Source organism: Saliphagus sp. GCM10025334, assembly GCF_042663485.1.
In the GTDB taxonomy this organism is placed as follows: Archaea; Halobacteriota; Halobacteria; order Halobacteriales; family Natrialbaceae; genus Natronosalvus.
Genome location: NZ_JBHTAF010000007.1, coordinates 32,058 through 57,188, shown reverse-complemented (window position 1 = coordinate 57,188; position 25,131 = coordinate 32,058). Strand labels below are relative to the sequence as shown.

23 protein-coding genes are annotated in these 25,131 nt (G+C 52.1%); 12 read left to right on the top strand and 11 right to left on the bottom strand.

Annotation, left to right across the window (positions count from 1 at the left end; all coding sequences use genetic code 11):
* Window positions 1–2 precede the first annotated feature (2 nt).
* Window positions 3–3,614: an Eco57I restriction-modification methylase domain-containing protein gene (locus ACFQO4_RS19345; protein WP_500262475.1), complete on the bottom strand. Its 3,612-nt coding sequence runs from the start codon at window positions 3,612–3,614 to the stop codon at window positions 3–5.
* A 162-nt stretch (window positions 3,615–3,776) separates the two neighbouring features.
* Here ACFQO4_RS19345 and ACFQO4_RS19340 point away from each other — a divergent pair, with 162 nt between their 5' ends.
* On the top strand, window positions 3,777–6,095 hold the full coding sequence (locus ACFQO4_RS19340) for an Eco57I restriction-modification methylase domain-containing protein (protein WP_500262474.1): 2,319 nt from the start codon (window positions 3,777–3,779) through the stop codon (window positions 6,093–6,095).
* Window positions 6,096–6,144: 49 nt separating this feature from the next.
* Here the strand turns inward: ACFQO4_RS19340 and ACFQO4_RS19335 are convergent, their stop codons facing one another.
* On the bottom strand, window positions 6,145–6,816 hold the full coding sequence (locus tag ACFQO4_RS19335; protein ID WP_500262473.1) for a tyrosine-type recombinase/integrase: 672 nt from the start codon (window positions 6,814–6,816) through the stop codon (window positions 6,145–6,147).
* Between the two features lie 90 nt (window positions 6,817–6,906).
* On the opposite strand from ACFQO4_RS19335, the gene ACFQO4_RS19330 reads away from it, so the two are divergent.
* Complete coding sequence (locus tag ACFQO4_RS19330; protein ID WP_500262472.1) at window positions 6,907–7,482, top strand: hypothetical protein; 576 nt, start codon at window positions 6,907–6,909, stop codon at window positions 7,480–7,482.
* Window positions 7,483–7,594: 112 nt separating this feature from the next.
* Here the strand turns inward: ACFQO4_RS19330 and ACFQO4_RS19325 are convergent, their stop codons facing one another.
* Entirely contained in the window at window positions 7,595–8,071 is a 477-nt protein-coding gene (locus ACFQO4_RS19325) for a hypothetical protein (protein WP_500262471.1), read from the bottom strand.
* A 263-nt stretch (window positions 8,072–8,334) separates the two neighbouring features.
* Here ACFQO4_RS19325 and ACFQO4_RS19320 point away from each other — a divergent pair, with 263 nt between their 5' ends.
* On the top strand, window positions 8,335–9,441 hold the full coding sequence (locus ACFQO4_RS19320; protein ID WP_500262470.1) for a competence protein CoiA family protein: 1,107 nt from the start codon (window positions 8,335–8,337) through the stop codon (window positions 9,439–9,441).
* 38 nt (window positions 9,442–9,479) lie between these two features.
* Complete coding sequence (locus tag ACFQO4_RS19315) at window positions 9,480–9,836, top strand: TRAM domain-containing protein (protein WP_500262469.1); 357 nt, start codon at window positions 9,480–9,482, stop codon at window positions 9,834–9,836.
* A gap of 181 nt (window positions 9,837–10,017) precedes the next feature.
* Here the strand turns inward: ACFQO4_RS19315 and ACFQO4_RS19310 are convergent, their stop codons facing one another.
* The 5 genes from ACFQO4_RS19310 to ACFQO4_RS19290 form a co-directional block, all read right to left on the bottom strand.
* Window positions 10,018–12,105 (bottom strand): hypothetical protein, encoded by a 2,088-nt coding sequence (locus tag ACFQO4_RS19310; protein ID WP_500262468.1) that lies wholly within the window; start codon window positions 12,103–12,105, stop codon window positions 10,018–10,020.
* Window positions 12,106–12,295: 190 nt separating this feature from the next.
* Entirely contained in the window at window positions 12,296–13,174 is an 879-nt protein-coding gene (locus tag ACFQO4_RS19305; protein ID WP_500262467.1) for a restriction endonuclease FokI C-terminal domain-containing protein, read from the bottom strand.
* 123 nt (window positions 13,175–13,297) lie between these two features.
* Window positions 13,298–13,936 carry a hypothetical protein gene (locus ACFQO4_RS19300; RefSeq protein WP_500262466.1) on the bottom strand — a complete coding sequence of 213 codons (639 nt, stop codon included), beginning with the start codon at window positions 13,934–13,936 and terminating at the stop codon, window positions 13,298–13,300.
* Window positions 13,937–14,104: 168 nt separating this feature from the next.
* Complete coding sequence (locus ACFQO4_RS19295) at window positions 14,105–14,407, bottom strand: hypothetical protein (RefSeq protein ID WP_500262465.1); 303 nt, start codon at window positions 14,405–14,407, stop codon at window positions 14,105–14,107.
* Between the two features lie 198 nt (window positions 14,408–14,605).
* Window positions 14,606–15,133 (bottom strand): DUF488 domain-containing protein, encoded by a 528-nt coding sequence (locus ACFQO4_RS19290; RefSeq protein WP_500262464.1) that lies wholly within the window; start codon window positions 15,131–15,133, stop codon window positions 14,606–14,608.
* 333 nt (window positions 15,134–15,466) lie between these two features.
* Between ACFQO4_RS19290 and ACFQO4_RS19285 the strand changes: the two genes are divergently transcribed.
* The 3 genes from ACFQO4_RS19285 (at window position 15,467) to ACFQO4_RS19275 (ending at window position 16,835) form a co-directional block, all read left to right on the top strand.
* Window positions 15,467–15,694 carry a hypothetical protein gene (locus ACFQO4_RS19285; protein ID WP_500262463.1) on the top strand — a complete coding sequence of 76 codons (228 nt, stop codon included), beginning with the start codon at window positions 15,467–15,469 and terminating at the stop codon, window positions 15,692–15,694.
* Between the two features lie 59 nt (window positions 15,695–15,753).
* Window positions 15,754–16,137 carry a DUF7522 family protein gene (locus ACFQO4_RS19280; RefSeq protein ID WP_500262462.1) on the top strand — a complete coding sequence of 128 codons (384 nt, stop codon included), beginning with the start codon at window positions 15,754–15,756 and terminating at the stop codon, window positions 16,135–16,137.
* A 491-nt stretch (window positions 16,138–16,628) separates the two neighbouring features.
* A complete protein-coding gene (locus tag ACFQO4_RS19275; RefSeq protein ID WP_500262461.1) occupies window positions 16,629–16,835 on the top strand; it encodes a hypothetical protein in 207 nt (68 codons plus the stop codon).
* A gap of 271 nt (window positions 16,836–17,106) precedes the next feature.
* Here ACFQO4_RS19275 and ACFQO4_RS19270 read toward each other — a convergent pair whose 3' ends face one another.
* Window positions 17,107–17,361 (bottom strand): hypothetical protein, encoded by a 255-nt coding sequence (locus tag ACFQO4_RS19270; protein WP_500262460.1) that lies wholly within the window; start codon window positions 17,359–17,361, stop codon window positions 17,107–17,109.
* Window positions 17,362–17,781: 420 nt separating this feature from the next.
* On the opposite strand from ACFQO4_RS19270, the gene ACFQO4_RS19265 reads away from it, so the two are divergent.
* The 5 genes from ACFQO4_RS19265 to ACFQO4_RS19245 all read left to right on the top strand — a co-directional run bounded on the left by ACFQO4_RS19265 (window position 17,782) and on the right by ACFQO4_RS19245 (window position 21,375).
* The gene (locus ACFQO4_RS19265; RefSeq protein WP_500262459.1) at window positions 17,782–17,982 is read left to right on the top strand and encodes a hypothetical protein; all 201 of its coding nucleotides are present in this window, start codon (window positions 17,782–17,784) and stop codon (window positions 17,980–17,982) included.
* A gap of 510 nt (window positions 17,983–18,492) precedes the next feature.
* The gene (locus ACFQO4_RS19260; RefSeq protein ID WP_500262458.1) at window positions 18,493–18,729 is read left to right on the top strand and encodes a hypothetical protein; all 237 of its coding nucleotides are present in this window, start codon (window positions 18,493–18,495) and stop codon (window positions 18,727–18,729) included.
* 53 nt (window positions 18,730–18,782) lie between these two features.
* Window positions 18,783–19,214 (top strand): hypothetical protein, encoded by a 432-nt coding sequence (locus tag ACFQO4_RS19255; RefSeq protein ID WP_500262457.1) that lies wholly within the window; start codon window positions 18,783–18,785, stop codon window positions 19,212–19,214.
* 1,156 nt (window positions 19,215–20,370) lie between these two features.
* Window positions 20,371–21,099 carry a hypothetical protein gene (locus tag ACFQO4_RS19250; RefSeq protein ID WP_500262456.1) on the top strand — a complete coding sequence of 243 codons (729 nt, stop codon included), beginning with the start codon at window positions 20,371–20,373 and terminating at the stop codon, window positions 21,097–21,099.
* A gap of 63 nt (window positions 21,100–21,162) precedes the next feature.
* Window positions 21,163–21,375: a DUF8160 family protein gene (locus ACFQO4_RS19245; RefSeq protein ID WP_500262455.1), complete on the top strand. Its 213-nt coding sequence runs from the start codon at window positions 21,163–21,165 to the stop codon at window positions 21,373–21,375.
* Between the two features lie 494 nt (window positions 21,376–21,869).
* Here the strand turns inward: ACFQO4_RS19245 and ACFQO4_RS19240 are convergent, their stop codons facing one another.
* Entirely contained in the window at window positions 21,870–22,046 is a 177-nt protein-coding gene (locus ACFQO4_RS19240; RefSeq protein ID WP_500262454.1) for a hypothetical protein, read from the bottom strand.
* Between the two features lie 2,504 nt (window positions 22,047–24,550).
* Entirely contained in the window at window positions 24,551–24,928 is a 378-nt protein-coding gene (gene hisI / locus ACFQO4_RS19235) for a phosphoribosyl-AMP cyclohydrolase (protein WP_500262453.1), read from the bottom strand.
* Between the last annotated feature and the right edge of the window lie 203 nt (window positions 24,929–25,131).

Below are 25,131 nucleotides of genomic sequence, written 5' to 3'. Positions count from 1 at the left end.
AGCTACGGTAGGGGCCCCTTCTGATCCAGCAGATCATATTTCTCCAAGACCAGATCGAAGTACATCTCGTCCATCAGCTTCGGATTCTCAACGCGATGGAAGTCGTCGAGAACAAACTTCACGTCACGACGTTCCAGGCCATACGCGTGGAATGCGGCCGCGTCGATTTCAGCCTGTAATTCTCTGCGTTCTTGGTCTTCTGTCGCTACCTCGATTCCGCCGAGGCGCTCACGCATTTCTTTGAATTCTTCCCCGTAACAGTTCAATCGGGCAGCTCGTTCAGCGATGTAGTGGAACCAGTCATCTCCGTCGGTGAGGCGTGGTAGCTGGGATTCCAATAGCTCCCGCTTGACGATGTGCGTCTCGACTTTGGTCCGCATCAGGAAATCGAACGCAATGCTGTTCAGGAGTCCCGTTGCCACGAAGAGTTCCTGATCCGTGAATCGGCGGACGTAGGGTGATCGAAGTGGGGACTCTGTGAGGTGTTCCTCTTGAGGTTCAATAGCGAACGGCTTGAACGTGTTAATGGTGTGGAGACAGATGATGTCCTTCGAAAGTACAGTCGCTATGATTGTCCGCTCGTCCCGGGATCGAGAAACGTCCCGAATCCCAATTCGGTACTCAGTACAATCGAGCAGCACGTCTTCTTCCTCAAGTCCGTGGCCACGGTGTTCTTCAAGTAGTTCATCTACGAATTGAACTTGAGGCTTGCTCGTCTCTGAACCTCCAAAGGCGTCGTAGATTGCCCGTTTGAGATTACCCCTGTTGAATTTCTTCTCTCGGACACGGAACTGAGCACTATTCGATGGATCGTACATCCCCCGACTCCAGTACTGAGGTCCATCTAACCCATCTGTATGGGTATTATCGTACTGGAACTGGTGGATATTTTTGCCGCCGTAGATGGGATAGTCGGCTTCCTCCGGCGATGTCTGGAGCCTATCCTTATCAGTCGATTCAACGAACTCCTTAGTGAGCATATCAACTGTCCAAGCCTCCTCTAAATCTCCACCCAAGGAAGGCTGCTCAACTACCTTCTCCAAGACGCTTACTTCGATCTGCGAGGTGATGGATGGGAAGATCCTCCCCTCTGGAGAATAACTGACGAGCACGTCGCGCGGAATGTTGACTGCCTCATTTTCGATTCGGTAGACTACATCCATATCACGTTGGTTGAATATTCCTCGAAGAGCTGATGTCTCCCCCCCATATTCGAACGTCAGAATCGCGAACCGGTATCTATCGTCGATAGCCTCGAAGATACCCTTGTTCTCGAACCCGATGAGATTCTCCACGTCCGTGTGGTCCAGCAGATGCATTCGGAGGTCTTTCCCCATTACTCCTCCGAAGATAGTACCGGGGAGGAGCAGACTCACCTTCACGCCGTCTCTGGAGAGTTTGAAGACTCGCTCTAGAAAAAGAGCCGAAAGTTCATTCTTTGTCGGCATCGTCCGACCGCCCACCACCGGAGATTGGAGCTTATAGACATCTCCCTGCGTGAAGAAGTCTGCCTGAGTTTCCATCGATTCCTTGTAGTCCTCCCATTCCCAGGCAACTTCAGGGTTTGAGAGGAGGTCTTCCATCACACCGTCCTTTTCCTCCGACGGATAGCTACGGAACTGTTCATCGTAGCGGATGAAGAAGTCGTCGCGATTCGCGTAGAGCATGTCCCACGGTGGGTTCCCGATGAACACGTCGAATCCACCTTTCTCGAAGACGTCGACGAACTCCAGCGGCCAATGGAAGGGGGACCACTCCCGAATTTCCTCGATTGTTATGTCGTCAAAGCCAGCGTCTTGGAATTCTCGCCGAAGGATTTCGTCAAATTTGTCCCGGTGTTCCTCTATTCTGTCTTCTGCCTCTTTCCGCCATTCTTGGGCTTCAACACTGGTCTCCGCTTTCTTGTGCTTCTTGATGGCCTCTTTTACGTCCTCAAAACGAGTTTTCACCTCCCAAGAATCGAGATCGCTGTCTCCGTCTTCGTTACTCTCGATATCCGTATCGAGTTGACCGATCAGGCTGTTCCCCTGCCGTACGTTGAAATCGATGTTGGGGAGTGGCTCCACCTCGCTCGGTTCATCCTCGATATCAGCGACCATCGACAACCAGAGTCTGAGCTTGCAAATCTCAACAGCACCTTCGTCGATATCGACTCCGTACAAATTGTTGAGGATGGCTGTTCGCTTTGCGTAGAGTGATGATGAGCCTTTTCCAGACTCGATTTCCTCTCTCTCTTCTCGCGTTCTAGATTCTAACTCCCAGCCTTGCCCTTCGGATTCGAGCCGTTGGAAATACTCAATGCATTGCATATATAGGTCCATCAGCACCTCCTGTGCGGCGAGCAGGAAGGCGCCACTTCCTACGGCGGGATCGAGAATGTGCGCTTCCTTCAGAATATCGTGGTAGAGAGTCTCCACATGGCTGGTCTGGACGTTTTCCGTTGGAACTTGCTGAGTTATGGTTCCGCCATCGGCAACAGCTTCTGCGCTACTATCTGCCTCGGGCACGGGGAATCCGAACACATTGTCGATCTCGTCGTAGTCTGCGTCCACAGCCTCGTTGAGTTGATCGAGCAGATACGGATGGATCGTCCGGCGGGCCATGAACCCCGTGATCTCTTCCGGTGTGTAGTACGCCCCCATCTCCTTCTGATTGACCGTTTGCTCGAAGATGTGGCCCAAGATCGCCGGGGAAAGGTTCTTGGGATCGATGATGTCGAGTCGCTCGTCTACGTTCCAGTTCCAGTCGGAGAGGAAGTCAAGGATATCGTTGAAGAGCTCGTTCGTTTCCTCGGCAGGGCCACCTAACTTCGCGTCCTCAAACTCTTCTTCGACGGGATTCTTTGCGAATAATCCACCGTTCAGGTACGGAAGACTACCGAAGTCAGGGTTCTGCTTGTCTTCTGCCAGGTATTCGAAGAAGAGCGGTTCGTAGAACTCTTCGTAGTGGTCGCCACCCTCGTCAACGACTTCATTCGGCTGTTCGTGAAGGTAATTCGGGTTCCGATCAAGGAGGCGCTTTTCTTGGATGAAGTATAGGAAGATCATCCGGTCAAGAATGACCTGCACATATCGTTGCTTCGCATCACCACGATCGTCGGGAATGCCCGTGACCTCTTGAATGAGATCTGTCCGGAGTTCTTCGAACTGTTCATAGAACTCCTTGACGACCTGTTGGGTGTCGTAGAGCGTATCGTATATCGCAGCGGAGGAACCGTACTCGATCGAGTTCAGTTTCTGGAGAATAGTGTTCTTCTCTCCGCTGTCCCGCGTGAACTGCTCCTTCGAGAACGAAATCTTTTGATGCTTAATTCGACCGTGCTGCTGTCCCTCCCAGCTTCGGACTCGCGTAATGAAGGTGAAGGTCTCGAAATCGTTGGTGGCAACGAGGTTGGTGTGCCGTGAGCGATTTTCCGGTTTGAAGTCTGTGGCTGTCTCGCCGGGGCCCGCGTTGACAATGACGATGAATTCGTCATCATCAAGCTGGACTACGAGTTCGTTATCGCCCCCTAGTTTCGGGCGTGGTTTGAGCCCGCGTTTTTCAAAGGAGTTCGCTATATCCTGTAAAGAGTCCCAGCCCGCGATATCGGATGCAGTGATCTGCTGGAGAGTCATACCACCTGAAAGTTGCTTTACTCATATGAAAATGATGGATACGAAGATGACTTTCGACTGAACTGGTCAATACACTTGTTGAATAGAGTGTAAGAAACAGTTCGTATTTCACCAGCATTCGTAGATCAAGTCGAAAACAGCCAATAGCGAGACGCTCAGTTGATGCAATGCATTGAGTATTTCCAACGGCTCGAATCCGAAGGGCAAGGATGGGAGCTGGAGAGTCGTAGTCGCGAGGAATTAGAAAGTATCGAGGGTGGGCATGGTGGGGAGTCGCTATACGCCAAACGCTCGATTATTCTGGATAACCTCTACGGGGTGGATATCGACGAGGGCGCTGTGGAGATCTGTAAACTTCGTTTGTGGCTCTCGATGGTAGCGGACATCGAAGACGAGCCAAGGGAGGTCGAACCGCTCCCGAATATTGATTTTAACATCCGGCAGGGGAACAGTCTAATTGGATTTACAGACCTCATCGAAACCGTCAACGAAGAGGGTGATGCGTCACTCACAAATTATGGAATCGGTGAAGAAACACCGGTTAGCGAGTATTACGAGGACGTAATCCACGCTCAGCGGAAACACAAGAGAGCAAATTCCTCAAAAGAAGCAACCAACGCCCGCCGTCAGGCAGAGTCGCTCATCACCAGCTACAGTCAGAATCTGGACAACAAGGTGCTAGATGAGTTCCACAGTGCCGGCGCTGAAAACACTCTGAATCAAGTTCAAGAATTCCACCCCTTTCATTGGATTCTCGAATTCGCGCTAGTCTACGACCAGGGAGGTTTTGATCTCATTATCGGGAATCCTCCCTGGGACCAGCTTCGAGCAAGCCGTGACGATTACTTCGTCAAGTTTGATGAACAATTTCGATCTCGGATGCCCTCGGATAAGGACCAGATGCAGGAAGAACTACTAGAAGACGAGGAGATTGCAGAGGGATGGGAGGAGTATCAAGATCAGATAGAGAAGCAAATGCGGTATTTCACCGACGGTTCTGAATACACTCTCCAGAAGCCAGTTATAGACGGCCGCAAGGATCCGAACGAAAACAACCTTGCTGCTCTCTTCTTTGAGAGATTATTTGACCTTGTGAGCAAACAAGGGTACGTAGCGCAAGTTCTCCCTGGAGTTATCTTCAATGGCTCATTCTCGAAGGACCTCCGGTTAAAATTACTTGATGACGCAGAGATCAAGACGTTAGTGGGTTTCGAAAATCATGGCATTTTTGAGGAGATTGACAATCGATACCAATTCGTCATTCTCTCTTTCAAGAATAGTGGTAAAACGGATCAGATAGAGGGTGTATTTGACCAGCGTGATGTTTCTGTCCTCCGTCACTTTGATGAGATGGCAATTAATATTCCTCGAGAAGTGCTTTCGCAATATTCACTGAAAGCACGGATATTCCCCAATATCACTCATCCTGAGGAAGTGGGTATTTTGGAGAGTATTGTCTCACACCCACCGTTGGGAGAAGAAATTGAAGAGAAATGGAACGTCACTCCGCACCGTGAACTGGATCGGTCACGGGCGTCTGACCGCTTCGTCGAAGAGGAAAACGAAGGTGATTACCCCGTGTACGGTGGAGCAAACATTCACCAGTTCCAGCACGACAACACCTTCGATTCGACTCTTAATTCTCCTTCACTATGGAGTGTCGATGAAGATCGGCCTAATCTGAGTGCTAAATACCGTGTTCGGGAACGGGCGTACAACGGTGGAACACCGAAAAAGGATATATACGAGGCGTTTGGTGGACCAAAGACCAGTAAATCACAGAAAGGATTCGTCAACGATCTCCTTCAGGAGCACCGTGGACAAGACCTCTGTATGAATGATCTTCTTCCAGACTTCACGGAATACCGGATTATCTACCGGGATATCGCTCGACCTACAGACGAGCGAACAATGATTTCGACCGTGTTACCGAAAGGGATCGTTTGTGTTCACACACTCCAAACATTTTCGCCATATGAAGTCAATCCGGAGCAGGACGATCTCTCAGAGTTCCCGTTGCGCTCAATCTATGAACGGGCATACGATGACGAGGAACTGTTCGTCATCACCGGTCTACTGAACAGCATTCCGTTCGATTACCTAATGCGGACGAAGGTCGATTCACACATTGTTCGGTTCAAACTAGAAGAATCACAGGTCCCGCGTCTCACAGAGGGCGACGACTGGTTCCACTATATTTCTGAGCGGGCAGCCCGACTCAACTGCTATGGTGAAGAATTTCAGGAAATGCGCGATCGACTTAGCGGAATTGATCCCGCCAAAGAGAAAGCAGAACGTCGTCAGCTTCAGGCAGAAATTGATGCTGCTGCCTTCCATGCCTACGGACTCGATACGGGGGAAATGCAGTTCGTTCTTGATGACTTCCATCGGGTGTCGAATCCTCGAATTATGACGGAAGCGTACTTCCAGAAGGTCGCTGAGAAATACATTCATCTTGGAGATGTAGGGCCAATGGAGTAACTACTGAATTAGCGCTACGCCTGGTTTCTGAACATCAGTGGGTTCAGCTTTACTGATGAATACTGTCCAGCGCTCGCCGGGTCATAGCCCCATCGACATTCAGATATTGACGTGCAGTCGTGATGTCCTCCCAACCGAACATTGCTCGGAGTGCGGGAAGATCCAAGCCTCTTCCTGCATGGTACGACGCTGCTGTGGCACGTAGTCCGTGTAACGAGGTTGCGTTATTGGACAGTTCTGGAGACAGTTCAAGGGCTGTTTCCAGACGTCGTTGTAAGGTTGAGAACGAATATGGCCAACCGCCGTGTTCGTCAAGTAGTAATTCGATCGCGATTCGGACTCGATACGAAAAGTGGTACGGAACTGTTCGAGATGCGGCCTCTGTTTTCGGGAGCCAATAGCGATCTGCAAAACTTTGGAAGTCCTCCTTGGGGTTGTGGTCCATTCGTTGTTTCACCGCTTGCCGACAGTAGCCGCAGATACCGCCGTCACGTCCCTTTGTACAATCTTCTTGTTTGGGAATTTGAATCATCTGACGCTCTAGGTCAATCCACGACGTAGACAGGTGCGTCGTTTCTCCTGGTCGAAGTCCCAGACGCCCCCCGAGGAGAATAGCCGCTCGTGTTTCAAGACGTCTTTGCGTATCTGTTATCCGTCCAGCCCCTTCTAACAATAGTTCGAACTCGCGTTCGCTAAGAGCCCTTTCTCGTGTTGCTACCATACCTGTCGCTATCTGTCGATACAAAGATAATCCGTATCTTCTCTGAATGCCAAGGAAAACGACATACCACTACACACTCAACTCAGGGATATGTCTAAGCCCGACATCGATGTTCTGGACGACGGTGATGCTTATTCTTACTCTTCCCATATCCGAGTTGACGAGAGAGAAATCAAGCCCGGAGATCTCCTAATGGTCTTTGAATCCGATGAGAGTCGTTCGGTTAACTTCTTCGAGCAGATCTACGGGTTCACTTGGCCGGGAGTCATCACTCACGTCGTCGACAGTCCTGTTCCTGCAGAGTTTCACAAATTCGACTCATTGGCAGAGGGGATTGATGGCAGTGAATTCGCTATTGCTCCACGCCGTGAACGAACGAGTTTCTTCGTCGACGACGATACCGTCCGTACAATCTCCCTCTATCGGTACCAGTATCAGGATGGATGGCAGCCTATTCTGGTTGACGAGCGACGAGATCCACTCGAAGCCACTCCTCTCTCCCAATCTGTAGATCTTTGCGATGACGGGGAGCAGGTGATCGAAGAACTACTCCTGACGAACCTTCCAGAGAGAGAGCAGGAGTTTGAGTATATCCAGGAGTTCCTTGCGACTACTGGCTATTGGTCTGAATTGATTCCAGCCGTTGATGAAGTTCTCGAAGGTTGATACTGTCCCTTCGAGTGGAAAAGCCGGACTGATGCTTTAGCGCGGGTCGGAGATCTCAGGCATCGATATAGGGGTAGGGGTTCTCAGGTTGCCCGCGATCGAGAAGTTCGTCCTACGTCTCGACGAAGGAATCAGCTCCTTGGTCGGTATACTGATCCCGCATCGACTCGGCTACCTCACGCCACGAAATGCCGTGAATCTGGTACCACTCCGCCGGCTGTAGTAGGTCGGCGAACATGTGGCCAAAATCCTCGTAGTGATGATCACAGAGCGGGGCGAGATTTTTTAGCTCCCGAGAGCCGCCGTACCTCGGCGGCACCATCCGCTTCACATACTCCGCTTCGTTACTGCACGTGAGGCACTGTCCATCGTGTTCCTCGAGTGCTTCTTCCCGCTGATGTTGTGTGACGTTCTTGATATCGTCTATCGGTGTTGGTTCGTACCCTCGAGCGCGGATGTACTGTTCGCGTTCAATTAAGGGATATTCGTCACACTCAGGGCACTTCTTTCGACCATCGTCACGCCATGATTTGCAATTCGGCCAGGACGTCTTCGACTTATCCCCTTCGTCGAGTACCTCGGCAGTCAACGTTTCACCGCACTCGCAGGTATATGGTTCTGTCTGGATTCGTAATAGACCGTGTGACTCAGCGTTTGGCAAGACGAATACCAGATGATTCGATGATCATGGTGCCGGTTTCCGGGTTCTGTCAACGCCGCGATATACATACTCACGCTGTTTCGAGAGCAATTATAAAATTTGTAGGGAAACTGGTACCAGACATTCTTCTCAAGCGAGGGTCGCAATCGGGGTATTATTCTATGGTGGAGTGTTAAACTCCGACAACTAGTATGCCGTTCTTGGCCCTCCACGACGGTACCGAGGTCATTCCGAATCAGGTGCAGAAAGGGGATTCCCTCGAGTGCCCGAAGTGCGGCGATCAATTGAAAATTCGCGACTCTCATCGTCGTAAGGGGTCGTTCGTCGCGCGACATTTCTACCATGCTGTTGAAGAGGAGACTGACTGTGGCGGTGAATCTCCACCCCATTTGCGGATGAAGTTGATCGCGTACTCGAAGCTCAAGACAGAGTATCCTGATGCTGCAATAGGGCTAGAGCAACCGCTCGGTGATCGGCGTGCTGATATTCTCGTTGAATTTCCAACGCCACGGTTCCCTGAAGGACGTGGCATCGGTGTGGAGGTGCAGCACAAGCATGAAGACAAGGACGTCGACACTGTTACGGCGGAGTATCTCGCCGAGGAGTATAGCGTTCTCTGGTTGGACCAAGAGGACTTCTCCGGATTCAACGTCGATCTTTCTGGCATCCTCTCGACGTGGCCTCACGCGGTGCAACACGACTTCAACGACGGATATCATGGCGTCATACACTGGTTGCGACAACCGAAACCAGCAAATTCCCCGATAGACGTTGTCCTCCCGCGAGAATATCTAGTTGAACACAGCGAGAGTCTCCGTCGGGCGTGGGAGTACGGGAAGTTCGATCAGGGAGGTAAATCGGATTGGAACGATCTCGGATTCTGGTGGTTGAGTGCATCGTATGGCCCGTACCAGAAGTGGTTCAAACTAACCGAGACGCCTGACGGTCGGACGATGCTTCAACTCGGGAAGCAGGTCCGCGGTACTGAACACGTTCTCGCTCCGGTTCAGACTGGACACTCTCGGAATCGCGGTAAGGTTCACAGCTTGGCTTACGAGGTGGATTCAGCAGACACCTCCGCCGGCGAATGGGCAGATATCGAAAAGGCATGGCTCGAAACCGGTTTGCAGAGCACTTCAGTTATTTTCAAGCTCGTTGCAACCCCAAGTGGGGAGATCGCTCTTTCGTTGGGAAAGTACAAGGAGAACAGCGATGACGACGAATTTATTACCGTCTCAACTGAGTACAACCGCAACCTCAAAGAGAATCTCCACGAACTCGCCAACCTTCTGGGTTAAACTTACTTGGTCCGTGGATCCTGAGCACTAGAAACTCAATGATCGAGATCCCCAGTTCCCTTCGCTCTCTGTTCAGCGCTCCAATTGAAGAACAAGATGGGACGTATATTATTGAAGTACCTTCAAGTGAAGTTGAATATGGGGCGGTGACAGCGGACGAAACGTATCGCGTAGCGATTTTTGAGTCTCCCACCTCGGCGGAGTCATCGATACAACAGGGGCCACAGCAACGCCCCTCTCGGGAGTCCGTGAACCGCGCCCCGTCAGAACCTCTTGTCGATGAAGGCGAAGTCCGCGACCTGACAATCGAAATCATCGGCGATCAGGGCGACGGTATTGCGAAAGTCGAACGTGGGGAGACAATCTCTGAGCTCGCCTCACGCGGTCCACGTTGATGAAGATGTAGCCGATATATCGTCATCCGAAACGTTGGGGCGAATCGTTCTTCAAGGCTGTAGGGGACAAGTGCACGACCTGACAGTCCCCGACCCGCTCCCGACGGAAGAACAGCTCGAGCGGCTTAACCAGGTACTGGAGACATACGAACTCGAGGACTGATTGAATCCTCCCTTCTTGCTATAGTCGCTGATACAGATGCTTCAGAAGCTCATAAAGCAATAGAACCCACGCAGAGAGCAACCCAATGACGAAGATGAGCATTCCAAAAGCCAGATACCCGCCACCGGACAGTACTCCGCCCGAGGCAATCGCGACGACGGAAATCACTAGGGCAATCAAGCCAGGCTTGTTCGAGGTCTTGACCTCTGAGTCGGAAAAATGCTCTTTGTACGTCCGCATCAACTCAACCACCGTCACACCGAGGAAGAGCAACACGCCGGAGTAAAACATGAACAGCCCGATTGGCGTCGACATACCCGAAACCGACGATGCAACAGACTCGAGGAAGCCCGCCTCCTCGTCCGTATTTGTGTTGTCGACGGGGTCTGTGGTTGGCGGCTCGGTAATCGAAACCTGTCCCGCAGACACGTTTTCGACTTCAATCTGATACTCTCCAGGGAATGCAAATTGAGTTTCGAGTGTGATTTGTTTGGTGCCACTCGGCACAGTCACGGTTTCGAGTTCGGTTAGATTGCCGTTAGCATACACCCGGAGCCGTTTCTCGACCGTCTCGTTACTAGGATTTTCGAGCGTCGCTGCGATTTCGACGGGGACGTCAGTTTGCTCGGAAGTGGTTTCGACGGAAGCTGATACGACTGTTGCCTCGGGAACTTCTGTATTCTGGTTAGGTGTCTCGTCGGAATGTTCGTCCGTGTTCTCCTCCGTGCTATTGATCGTTCCATCCTCTACTGGTGGGCTATCAACCACAATCGAACCGGACCCGGACCCATCGACACTTTCGGCCTCGCCCTCTAGCGCCTGACGTAGCTGGTCTTCGATATTCGATTGGAGTTCGTCAGCCATCTGGGTGGCTTCGCTCTTGACTGCTCCAGATAGAGCTACGTCCCCTGTTCGCTCCATATCGTAGGCGACGAGTGCGTATTGCCCTGGCACATCAGCCTCGAGCTCACTCGCGCTCACTACTTCACCGGTGATCTCGTACCGTCCCTCTTCGGGCTCGACGACCGTGTTCTGAATTGTGCTCGAGAATCCAGCGTAAGGGACAACGGTGGTTCCATCGACGAGACCGCCAGAGTGGATTACAGTGTCCGTCGAGACGGGAACACACACTGGAGTCGTCGGAATCCACACGGTTTGGTCACCACACGAGACGACGGAGGTGAGAAAGTTCTGGCTCGAGGTAGTCGTCCCCACGACATCGGTTTCGAGGGTGACGGTCTTGCCCTCAAGTTCCGAACCACGCTCTTCAATCTCAGAGGCGCCGGAGATCCGCTGGGCATCGTAGTTGACATCCACGACCCAGAACTCGAGCCCAGAGAATTCCATGTCCCCATCCATCCCGAAGTAAGTGGGCATCGCGACCGCTGTAATTGTCCCTTCACCGTGGCCCCAGAACTGGCGTTCGAGGGAGAATCCGCGATATGCGTTTTCGGGAAGGCGCGACTGTTCTTCGTTATACGAACCAAGTTCATTTGGAGAGACGTTGAGTGTCGCCCATCGCCCCTGAGCCCCAGGCGGTAACTCGAGCGGACCATGGAAGCCTGAACCGCGCTCATTGAAGGCGATGATATTGCTTTCCCCAGCCACTCCCGATCCTGGCCTGGTCACGAATGCTGCCGTACTGGTACTGGCTTCCAGTTCGACCACTTCGTAGCTGTACCGTTCTGGATTCGACCGAAGCTCCTCAAACGAGATTCGGTCTCCACTTTGGTCAACCTCGAAATTACTCGCGATGAGGATACCGACACTGGGATCCGGATGTGGAATCACGTTCCCTTCAGCGATCACTTCGCCAGCAGGAATGGGCTCATCGCTAAAGACGACGTACGTCTCGTCAGCATCAACTGCGATCATCGAAACCTCGCTGGGCACGTCAACCACATACTCTGAAGCGATGTCTTCGAATTCTTCTACTTCTCCCGCGAAACCAGGGTGACCGCCAATAGGCCCAATTGAAACTCCCGTCACTTCTTGGGAGAGGCTCTGATCGCTGGCAGCCGCTGAACCACCGACGATCAAGAGTATACACCCGAAAATGAGAAGCACCTTTCTCACGCCCGATCCACTCCCATCAAACCCCTCCACATCAATGTGGTGTATTGAAAACTCATTTTATCTAACAGTCTAGAGAGTAGCAAAATGTAATAAATCCATGGGCTATGGGCCATGGGATGTGGGGGTCTCCATGATCGGGATCGACGCCGACGAGATCGAGAACGATGAGGACGATGAAGGGCGCGAACGCGGTACTTCTAACTCCGAACCTCGTGTGGAACTACGAGAACTGGGTTTTGAGCCAACCAGCCGCGGTCTCTACTCCGAAAATTTCCGAACCAGTGAAGACTGACAACGGTAATTCACGTCCGTCCGCCGCGTAATTCTCTCGCCATAACTCCGCCAGCGTTTTCAAGTCCTCCGCTCTCACTAACCGGATATCCGTCCCAATTTGCATCTCCAACTGTAACGCATTCGATGCCGCCTGATCAGTGAAGTCAGGGGCGATGATGAGAAACCACTCTACATCGTGCTGTTCGCCCTTCGTATCGATGTAGTTCTTAATCTTACTGCGTGTATCACTTCCAAGCCGGAACTCTTGGCGGCGTCGTTTATTATCCCAGAGAAGCCACTGGCCGTTCTGTTCGATTTCGCCATCTGCGACCACACCAGTTGCCTGTTGGCCGAGTTGGTTTGTCCCCTTGAGATTAAACACTTCCTGAAAGATCTCTCCGGTCGCATCCTCAAAGAGTACGTCCAGTTTCTCTGAAGGGTTGTCCGCATCGACGAGGTCCTGGAGCTGTGGCGGGACGTCAGTGACCGCACCATCCGCGATATCTTCGTAGGCATCCAAATACAGCTCAACTGCTGGTTGTCCCTCCTCAACAGACTTCTGGGACAGCTCGAAGTACTCAATAATTGCCGACACCATTTCCTCAGTCATCAGTTTGTGGGCGTCGAGCCCATATCTGTCGACGACCTCCTTGAGGGCATCCTTTGGGACGACTTCATTCAGTAACTCGCTCGGGTAAACTCCCGCCTGGACAATGTTCTCTCGGCGGTTCTCGTTTTTGCCGTAATTTTTCCCAGTCACACCGAAGCGTTCGCGGGCTTCAATCAGCACGGACTGACGGTCGAAGATTTCGAGCGTTTCGAGCATTTGGCGATAGTTCTCGTCGGACATTTCGCAATAGAGCCAGTCCCGGATCTTGTCGATGTAGTCTTCAGGAATGCCGACGAGTTCTTTGTAATCGGGATCATCGACCTCATAGACGAGTGCTTGCTATTGAAGTGACCAAACTCCTTTCTCGATGGTGTCATAGGCATGTTCAGGGCTGTCGGACCGCGTGACCTTCGGAAATCGATCTAGCGCAGAAAGTCGCTGAAAGAAATCAAGCCACGTGTAGTACTCGTGCCTGCTGTCGTGGGCGTTGTTGTGAAGTTCGAAGTAACTGAACACCATATGGAGTTCAGAATCATCGATCTGGTTCTTGTAGTCGACAGCGGCTTGTGCGATGTGGAGAAGATCATCGGTTTTAGGGAAGGAGTCTTCGTCGTGAGCTTCAATGAAATCTCGTTGCCAGTTCTGGACAGCATCGATTAGTTCCGACTTCTCCATATTGTAGTCGGACTGTTGGATGAGCTGGCGAAGAATCCCGTATCGGATGACGAGGGCCTGGTAGGGAGAGTTGTTAATTTCACTCAGTCTCGGAGGCGTGAAGTTGTCGAGTTCCTGCTCGAGGCGTTCCTCAGCGGCAAGTGCTGGAGCGTACGTCTCTAGGTATTTCTCTCGGTCGTCGAAACCATCGTGTTTGAACGCTTCCGGGTCGAAGTCGTCGGTCTTGGTCTTTGTATCGTCCTTGATGAAGCGTTTGCGCTCGTAGCTGTTCCAGTTTCTATCAATAAGTTCACGCAACTGCATTTGTTATTGATTCGTTACTATTCAATATACTTCAATATAGCCCCAGAACTAGATCCCAAATTGTCACTCGATATAAGGGAACAAAATCAAAAATTACGACGCAGTCACGGCCTCCGCAAACGTATCTCGAGTTATTGCTCACAAAACAGCAGTCTCTACTAGTGCCTCCTACGAGGCAACTTGGTCTAATCTCTCATCTTTCCAATCTTCTCGCCAATATTCTTCAAAATTCAGTTCTTTCGATTCCGGGTGAGGTCTATTATAGAACACGTCAAGCGCTCCCAGACTGATACTGATAATAAGCAATATGACAGCCATGTAGAAAACTGTAGCAACAACCGAGTACGATTCTACGTCCGAAACTGCTGCCCCAGCAATACCTGCCATTAATAGATAAGACGCTTCATGGACTTTTGATGAACCAGCCCTACCTATCAATTTAAGCCTCTTCAGAATTCTTCTCCTATTCATTCTTTCATATCTACACCTCGTCTGAAACTCTATATTCGATTCGATGCTCCTATGGGAATAGGGTAATCTTGCTGTGCGCAGAACGCGCGCCGAGCTCAAGTCCAGGATGAGCGGCTGGAAACGGTGACCCCACCCTCGGGTTGGCGAACTCGAGGATTGAGAGTAAGCGTCGCAATTCATCTGATCGAAAGTGGAGGACTACGATTCGTCAGCCGGGTAGGTGACACACCCATCGGATACCTCCGCGAATCGCGTTAACTCGTGCTCGTCAGCGCGGTCAGCATCGAAAATATTGAGGACTTCGCAGCCACGAGCAAGGAGCCAGTCGGCGACAATCCGGCGGTGACAGCGCCAGTAGACGGCCTCCGCACAGACGATCACGGGCACCTCGTCCTCTGCGAGTGCGACCAACTCATCGAGTGCGGTCTGGAACTCGTCAGTGAGCGCGTAATCGGCATAGGCCTGGAACGAGTCGTTCTCCCACTCGTCGTTCGGTGAATCTGTTCGTGACTCTGAACGTCGGCCCCCGAGTGCCTCAAGATGACGATATCTGATCCCCTGTTTATTGAGCGTCGCGGCCAGTGCGTCAGCTCCGAACTGTGGATTCCGCCGCGAGCCAGGAAACCGACGGATATCGACCACGACGGTAATATCGTAGATACAGAGCGCCGAGACGAATTCCTCGATCGAGCGTGAGGAGTGACCGAACGTGTACACGCGGGCCATAGTTGCGAGTTGAGCCCAGAGCTAAGTAGGCGCTCTGGTGGAAAGACGCTGATTCGCCGATTGTGGGACAGGGCCGGCGCTGAAGCCCTCGAGCACCGACTGGGACAAAGGTGAAGACCTCGAGCACCGACTGTAAGCAACTTAATTCATCAACTTCACCGAGAACTATCCTGACTCTGCCCATCAATACGAACGGCAGTGAGGATAACGAGTAACCTACTACGTCGTGCGCGTCTCCAACTAACGCGAGTGAGGGGGTCTCATCCACTATTTGTTGACATTCAATTGGCGAGTGGCCACAGGGTTCTATACTGGTGCGTTTGATCCTCGGATATGAAACGTCGCATCTTGCCAATCTTTATCGCACTCGGGATTGGATTCGGTATCCTGTTCTACTTCATCGGCCGGCATATCGTTCGACAGATACTGGCGGATGCTGAGGTGACGTTTGGTCCTCTCCTGGGAACGTCACTCTCGATCGTGGTCCCTCTTCTGCTCCTGGTTTTGATTTCAGGGCTTTCTCTCAGTTTGGTCTCGAAACTCGAGATCCTCAAAATGTAAGGGAAAACGGTTCGAGTCGGCCTATAATATTATCATCAGCGCCTGTCATTCTCTCTATGATGGTTCAAGAGACTGCAGCCCAATTGACCGATTTTCTGGATGAGCAGTTCGGTGATGATGTCCGCAGTGTCGGCTATTACACGCCGGAAGATAGCGAGTTTCTCTACGCCCGTAAAGATGTCGAGTCAGCCTACGATTGTGGCCAACTCCAGCGCGTATTTCGCGATCACCGATTGGAAGCGCTCGATACCCCACACCAGGAGTCACTGTATAATCACGGCAATTTGATCGCGACCGCTCGATTTTTCAAACACGCGACAGAACTCCACTTCGTCATCGACGAAACTGAAGGCATCGTCGCCTCGATCGATGCAGGCACTGCTGACGATGTTCGCGAGCTAGTGTGTGAGTGTGCGGACGTCGTCGAACCCAGTAGCGCGTAAGCCAAAGTGTAGTGCGACACCTTCCAATAGTCGAATCGGCCATGAAGGCCGAGACGTTGGTGGTGTCAGCAGGTGTGTCAAAACGCGGGGAATGATGATGGTTGGTGACTGGAGGATAAGCTAACACCTGGGTAGGCGATCTCCCCCGCCCCGCGCAGTTGACCCTCTTGTCCAGATCTACGTTATTCTACCGGCCAAAACGTGCGTGAGAGTCCCTCGTTACGACTTTCTGGCATCTATTACCGAGCACAATCGATGCAATGAAAAGCGGGGCGATGAAGTGGGTTGGTCGGATCTGTCGGCAACGACAGACAACGCCCCGCTTATAGTACTGTGAGAATGCCTACTGTGAGTCTATCGGCCATCTCTCCGTCGACGATAGGCCTTGAACTCCGGGTTTGAACTCAGAAGCTGTTGTTCGAGAACTCCTCGAAGGGGGAGGATTGTCACTTTATCCCAATCACTATAACAAGCGGGTACCATTGAGTGGCATGACGTACTCATTCTGGAAGTGGCTATCGTGTCCGGTCTGTGATGAACGGGATGATGTGAAGATGATGGCCTATCGGACCGATATCGTTCTAGAATGCTACGAGTGCGGCCAAATGTCGGAGTACACGATTGGCGAAGATATCCCTATCCACCAGCTCGATATTGACGCAATTGCTGAGCGTGCTGGCGAGAATAACCGCGATTAAACGAGCGATGTATCTTCAATATCGATATTCTATTTACTCCCGGGCTGCTGATCATCGACTTCGATTCACCGATCGAGTAAATCGTCCGGATCGAACTCCGTGAACGTCTCTTCTCCGCACACAGCACACATATCTGGTGAAGAAACCGAACTCGTTCCATAGGCGACTTGGCAGTTGTCACAGACGTGAAGATGGGTTGGGTACGTCATGCAACTTGTTCGATAGCCACTCTCATAGCCCTACTCGTAGCACAGGCAACGTCAATCCGGGACTAGAGGCACTCAGTGAGATGGTCGAGCACGATACCGACTAATTCGGGGACTAATCCAACACGTCCTGCGCGCTGGGTGAACTCGAACTCGGTCGGGTTCGAGGTCGCGTCCTTCCGGACCAAATTGTACTGCGAGAACTTATCCCGGAGCCAGTTCCCTATTGTTCGTTCGGTCTTATTACCGATTTCGGCTTCATAGACCACGTAGATATCGCCGATCTTCGTCGGCTCGATCTTGAGGAGCGCCTTGAGCAACTGGCGTTGTTCACGTGTAATCGTACTGACCCGTGCCTTCGCAATATCCCCTGAGCGATCAGAATTGCGTCGTCGATAATCGCTTCTGAGAGCGACTCCGCTTCGCGTGCGGTCGCCAGATCGAGACTCACTCGGAGGATATTGATCACCATTCGCGCATCGCGAGCTGCGGCGTCGGCGATCTCCTCCAGGAAACCGTCGTTGACGACGCCATCTCAGACACCTATGCGGACGCGCTCGCGAAGGATCTCAACAAGTTGTTCGTCGTGGTAGGGATCGAACTTGACCTGATGCATCGTGCCGATCCGGGATAGAGACCGGGCTCGAGGTGGCCGAACACGGAGTACTCTTGTTCGCGATGAGAAGCATGGTGACGTCAGGTAGCTGGTAGACGTCTCGGAGCACGGTGAAATCCTCGAGTTGGTCAGTCTCGTCGAGCATGACTACAGTAGGCCCGTCGACGACGTCCCGAATGTGCTGGAGAAGAGCGCCGGGAGCCGTGTTCTTGGCGTTGATGCCTTTCGCGTCGAGGCCATTGAGGATCGCCAACAGCGCTCGGCGCCGGGAGTGGTCCGCCTAGCAGTCAACCTCGACAGTCGCGACGCCGGCCTCGTCGTGTAGGTCTTGGAGAATCTACCGGTGAGTGACAGTATTGGCCGTTCCTGGCGGACAGTAGACGAACGCACCCAAGGCGCTGCCGCCGATCATGAGCGGTGAGAGCAGTGAGATGAGGTGGTTGACCTTCACCATCGCGGTACAAGATATCCTCCAACTGGGTGTCGTCCTCGAGAACCTCACGGTTGCGAACCGACCCGTCTGTGACGATCATACCCCTTGGTGGGCGTGACTGTCGGAAATTGATAGAGTCCGGTTTCGTACGTTTCGCGTTCGACATCGTATTAAACGGTTTGGGGGTGCGTCTCCGGAAGGTCATCTTCCGAATTAGCCTTAAAGCCCCTCTGAAATCAGTAGGGGGAAGGCTGGAAACGTCTGAATAGCTCAGGGTGAAGACTTATGTCCTTGTGGTAGTAGTAGTAGGCACGAGCACAGGTTAAGCACTGCATACGTTGGTCTAGGCAGTCCGAAATAAAGACCTGTGATAGAGAACGGGTAACCAACCCCGAGGTGTACATGACATTGGAAGAGAGAAAAAGAGACGAAAGCGAAATTGATCGAGAAGAAGGGAGACCTGCCCGGAAAAAGATATTCCAATACGCAGGAACGCCCGTCAGATACCCCAAGAACCCCGTAGATGATAGGGATGAAGGGACGCTGGCAGACGAACTTGAGGATCGCATCGATGGTGCGATCAATGGTGATGTCGCAAAGGCAGACGACATCAAAGACGCCTTCCTCTCCTCTAATTGAATTACTTAGTTACTGAACGTTTATGACCCCTGAGCACCTGCCATCGAGTATCTGTGCGCTGGCATTCTCTCTCCAATCCTGACGATGGCGTCGCGATCTTCCACCCGAAAGTCGAATCCGAGATTCGGAAACTCGATAACACCCAGGCTCGGGATGCACTGACTGCGATGATCAACTGCCTGGAGAACGACGTTCCAGAATCTGTTATTGAGAAAACGTACGAAACCTGCAAAGAACTCCAGCAGTTGCGTCAGGGAGATCTCCGGCTCTATGTTCTGCTGGCCACGTACGTTCCCGAGTACAACGTTCTCTGGGTCTTTGCAGTGAAGAAACATCGATATCGAAATCTCGGCAAGTTCGACGCCAGAGCGTGCCAAAAGGCCAACGTTCTTCGAAAACTCACAGCAACCCGTGTCGAAGATTATCTGGAGGAAAATGAGGCGCTCACAGTCGATGAACTCAAGGCACTCCGGGAATCGCTGTAATCCCTCAAACTGATTATCCAGGCGATAGCCTTTCGAGTATGACCGACGGCGACCCCGATCGGCTAGCGGATTGGGAATGGATTTCTTTCGAGGAGCTACCCCGAGCCCGATTACGAACAGTACCCACTCCCCAAACTGGACGACTTAGAGCGAGTCCCGGCTGAAGAGTTTCACGACGATTGTGGATGCATAGAATAGATTGCATGCCCCCCGGATTTCGGTACTCAAACCCCCACGGCGGGGTTGGCGCAGTGCGCGGCTAAACAGTCCCAGATGCCACTGGAGTGGTGAACACCGCTGTCGTAGGCGATAACGGCGGCATTCTGTGGTTTCTCAGACCGCGCCACTCACTTGAAGGACAGCTACCGATTCAGCATCTGCATTAATGATTGTTCTAGGGCTAGATGGGTCACTACTGTCTACTCGGTCTCAGGTACTGAAAGAAAGGTATATGATGTCCGCCGGGATAGACTCCAACACTTTCTGACTCTAATCAGTGCTCTGCTTGAGACCGGGCCCTCAACACGGCCTCGAATGCATGATTAGAGTAGCCACTTCGTGGTGAAACGGCAGTCCACTGTTTTCGCATCAATAGAGAAATAAGTGTTGGTGCTAAACCCGATTTCCCGTTTGAAACGCCGCGCGCTCATCGTGAGGCCCTATTCGGGGCGGCCTCGAAACGATTATTGACGTCATCATGGCTACAGACCGACCACACTCAATCATGGCGACCCCGATAATTTCTTGTAGATAGTACGTCAGGACAGATGTAATGATCTGGCGACACGCGATCCCGGCATTCATAATAGCCACTGGCATTGGCTATCTAAGTTACTTCGAGAGCGGATGGCTATTGGCGGGGTTCGTGGCCATTCCTACGTATTTCGTCGTTCGATGGACAATTACTGCAGCGGTTTTTACTCGGTACTCGATAGGTCAACAAGGAAGAGAGGGCACGCAATGTTCTAATTGCAACCAGTATATCCGTCGATATCGAGGGGACTGGATACTACAGTGCCGACGCTGTGGATGGCGGCCTGGCTGGCCCGCGCTCCGGTGGATTACCCAGTCAGTACCAGCTAAACAGTTCCGGAAGGTCTCTTCTATAGGATATTTGAGTGTTTGTCTAATCGCCTTCGTAGTTGTTTTCTCTGTAATGAGCTCGAACGTACTCGTAATAGGGGCAGCAGTCGACTCCGATGGTGATCGAATCCCAGACGCTGCCGAGAACAAATCAGAAGTAAATGGCGCAACAATCGACAATTCGGATCCGAACCAAATGAATTTGTACGTCTCTATTCTTTACAGCAACGATTCGGAACGACTCTCTGACACCGAAAAGCAGCAGTTACGCACGATATGGGCGTCAATGAATGTCTCGAACCCGAATGGCGAGACAGGGATCAACCTGCATATCGTCGAGGAACAACGGGCCCAACATCGGTTCTCGAAAACCTACTCCGGCGACTTGAATGAAACGAGCAATCTCGATGGACTCTATAACGAATATATCGATGAAGGATGTGGCGTCTATCATCTCGTAGCGATGGGTGAGATCAAAAACGCAGAGTCAGCAAATGTAGCTGGATGGGGTGATGTGGGTGGTTATGCGACGTACGTCAGTGATGAGAGGGTAACGTATTCCACGAGTGAATATAATTCTCGAGTTTGGATAATCACACACGAACTGTTGCACAACGTTGTCGGCGAGATCAATGGTGAGCACGCTCCTGGCGACCCATATCACACGCAACAGGGTTGGCTTTCCACCACCCAGCACGAGCGTGATCTACCGGAGAATGAAGCCTTGCACCCGGATGTAGCATCACAACTGAGTACGGAAGGATTCGCCGACTCAGAGCAATATTCCGAATCGGTATGTTAGTACACGATCTGGAGTAACGCCGTCTGGTGACCGATTTACGAGCGCTGTCAGGTTATATATTGGATGGGCCGGTACATGTACCTCCCCGATACGATCGATTCCACGTTTGACTCCGAGTACGATCGACTCGTCTACGAATGCGGACGTGAGTTGGACTGGAAACCGAAGAAGAACAAGCACTACTACCCGATCGCCGTGAAGCACGGCGTCGACGCTATCGAGAACATGAGCGCTGACGAGTTCGCAAACGCCGTCGACGACCTTGAGTTGCGATAGCCCGTTTGGGTTGTTCTACAGTGCTTCAACGATCGCCCTTAGTAGGACGAGTACCGCTATTACGAATCCGATCCAGTAGAGGTCTACGTCCATCACTCCTCCTCGTCTTCGGCCAGGCCTCGAGTCCGCGTCCCTCGGCCCGCTTCGGTCGCCGGCCAGTCCTTGCGTCGGAACTCGCCTGGATGTTCAGTGTTGACGTACTCGGCTAGCTCGGCAGCGCCGCCAGTCGAGTGCGAACAGTCCGGTGATGGACAAAGAGAAGATCGTGGAGACATGATTTCAGGACTATTCTTCGAGTAGGTCATTGATAAACTTCTCCGCATCGATAAAACCGTCTGCTTCCTTCGAAATAGTGCCATCTTTTCGAGTCTGTTTCGAACTCGCTACTCGTTTCAAATGCTCGCTCCTGTTCTTCCTGAAACCTCTTCTTGAGTTGTTCGAGTTTGTCGCTCATACTTCGATCTACACATGATAACGCCAGATAATAAGCTATCCTACTGCTTCGTCGACGACATAATCTCGAGCCACGCGTCTCGATTGGCCTCCTCGATCCGGTCAAGAGCGTGACGCTCACAGAAGTACTCGACGTGCTGGGTAACCCGTCGGCGGTTTTTGACGTTGAACCGGTAGTCGGAGGTCCGGTCGCAGTCACGCCACTCGCACGAAAGCATGCACGCTCGTTCGTTGTCCTGGATAGAAACAGTCCGCCTCGGAACGAAAGTGGAGGTAACGGGCAACGGTAGGAGACCATACTGGCCCGAATTATGGCGATGTGAAGGGTGTGATCAGATCTATAGCGGTAGGGTCGTTTCGGGCGGTATGCGCCTTCGGACGTCGTTCCGTGACGTCAGTTGTGGCGTGGTCGGCGCTGTTTGGCGATTCATCAAACTCCATCAGATAATACTCTCGGAAGCGTCATCGATGCCCCATCTTCGTCGACCGAGTGGCAGGGCTTACTCGCACGTGAAATTCTTCGCCGTTTTCTCGGGTACCTGATTTGGTGGTGTGTATTCGGCCTTTATTTCGTGATATGTGTATTCAGGAACGACGACGACCGCAGCCTTTGCAACGGGCCGATCAATCGTGTGAAGGATGATCTTGATCGTTTCGTTGGCCTCGAACAAACGTACATTTCTTCGGCAATATTGGGTGTGAGTGTGTGTCACTATCAAGTTCCGCATGGTATGAGAAAACGCCCCTGAAGGTTCAATTACGATTCTTCGGGGCTAAGCACCCACCTACCACCGGAAGGGAATCCCCACCCTTTCCTTTTCGTATCAGCACTAACTCGTATTGCTCAGCCCTGCTCATAGACAGGTCGTGGAGTTCGAATGGATAGGAATAGCGCGGAGGAAATAACGATGTGGTAGCTGGTTGGCTATGAGGACGACGTTGGCAACGACTAACCCCCTCCCCCGCGCTGTTAGAGATTTGGTCTCAGTGAACGTAACCGTATTGGCCGCGTCGGCCCGTCTTATCCAAACTCACCACTCTCCGTTATCACGGTTCCACTACCATCAACAGGAGGGATGAGGGTACGAAACGCCCGTTTTCAATCAATCAACCGGCTCTTGAGCGTGGCGTGCGTTCTTTGCACCACAAGATCACCTTGGCCCTTAACGACACTTGTTGTAGGGAGGCCTGGCTACTGTGGAAGGCGGGTGACGCATGTGTCGTCCACTTCTGCGACTACCGACGTGTTATTGGGCAGTCGACACATGAACTCGACCTCGACTAAAACTCGAGATGACGGTCTCCCAGCCCAGAAGTGAAGACCGGCTTCGATGGTCCAGTCCACCACTCCGAACACTTCCGGAATCAGTGTCGCTCCTATGGCTCGGCGTGCAGTGAGCGTCAGCTCCATGAGTAAAACTGAGTCTCCGTACTGAAATCGAGGGCCTGACACCATGAGCGAGCGGTGCATGAATACGACGGGCCAACAACCTTTTCACTCATCGGTGGAGGTCAGCCTGGTCTGATCCCCTCCCATGCCAGAGGATACAGACCGTTAGGCATCGAAGCGGACGAGTCGCACCATCATAACCCGGCCACTCCCTAGGTGGCCGCTTTCCGTCACCGAGCTACGTACTGGACCTCTCGAGTCACCGGCTTCCACGGCGCCTCTTCCTCGCAAGATCTGGCCGGCCTGAATACGACAGGTCAACTTTTTTTGTTACTATCGGTGACTTTCAAACTGGTCTGGGACCTCGAGCGTTAGAGGACACAGACCGTTTGGAGCTCACCCGTTGATGATCGAAATCTGGCCACCTCTCTCCCCCCTGAGGTGGCCGCTCTCACTCACTGAAGACGCTGGAGTAACCACTTCTTCTGGACTAGGCCGGAGTTCGCCGCTGCAAGAGCGTACAGTCCTAGCACAGCGAGTTTAGTGAGGGACATACTCACCTCGACGGCGTAGACGTCGCCTGTCACTCACGTTGTCTCGGCACTTCGCCTGTTCTGGACCTGATTGTCCCCCCCCCCTTTTGACCGTTATCAAATAGCGTCGAACCAATATGGAGAAAATATCCACTGCCAGTAAATAATCTCAGGAGATAAATAATACTGAGAAGAAGGCGATAGCAATCGCTGACGTAAGTGTAATTACTATGGCGAGACCGAAACCGATAACTGGCGATATAGGGATCACCGGCTTATAATTCGCCACTTCCATAGCCATTGGTTAGATTATAGAACACACAGTTGAAAAACATACGCCTCAACTCAGTACTCGATTCGTACTCCACGCCACTCATGGCGTTTAGCAATACGGCACTTCGAGCATCTAGCTTGCTGAGAATATGGTGGGAAGAGTCACAATTGTAAAAATGGTTTAGTCGACGTACGTCAACCGGTGAGAGAAATCCGCTGGGTAAAATCCACTTGAGGCTGAGTCCACTAGTTAGCCTATGGGTGACGCCCACTCGCGGACAGCACAAAGGACGAGTACGCCGCGATCATCGATCAAGGGCAGGTCACCGACGAGGTTCGAAATATCGTTTTGAAATATGGTCCCTTGAATCGGATGGGGCGCAACGGATTTCACATCACAAAGGATGTACGACTACATCCGGCAGGGTCACCTGGCGATGGATATAGCCAGCCGATAAACCAGGATAGCGAACAGGAAATCGGTGGTCCAAGTCCGCCTCCCGCTATTGTCTAGACACTATTTCCGCTACTCATAGACCTCGTCTGGATCAAATACCTTCTCGCCGACGGTCTCGCCTTTGACCGTCCGATAGAAGCAGGACCGATAGCCCGTGTGGCACGCCCCACCTTCCTGATTGATTCGGTAGAGCAATGCATCACCATCACAGTCGACGCGGATCTCTTTGACCTCTTGGACGTGTCCGCTGGAGCCGCCCTTCTGCCAGAGTTCGTCACGACTTCGAGAGTAATAGTGAGCGAGCCCCGTGTTCTGGGTCGTGGCGAGCGCTTCCGGGGAAACGTACGCGAGCATCAAGACGTCGCCTGTTTCGATGTCCTGTGCAATCGCGGGAATCAGTTCGTCCTCACCGAAATCAAGCTCGACATCTAGACGGTCTTCTTCCATATTTATCTGATACCGCAGACCCGGGATACCAGTTGTTATTTCGGAACCCCTGGGTACGCATCGCGCAGATTGATTATGGTGACTTGTCACGACTGGGAGGTAACTCCTTTTCCCTTGTGATCCGATTGAAGGCACGTGGCGGATTTTCGATGGCCGTATCTCCCTACAACATTAGAGAACATCGCAGCACCGATGCGCTCAAT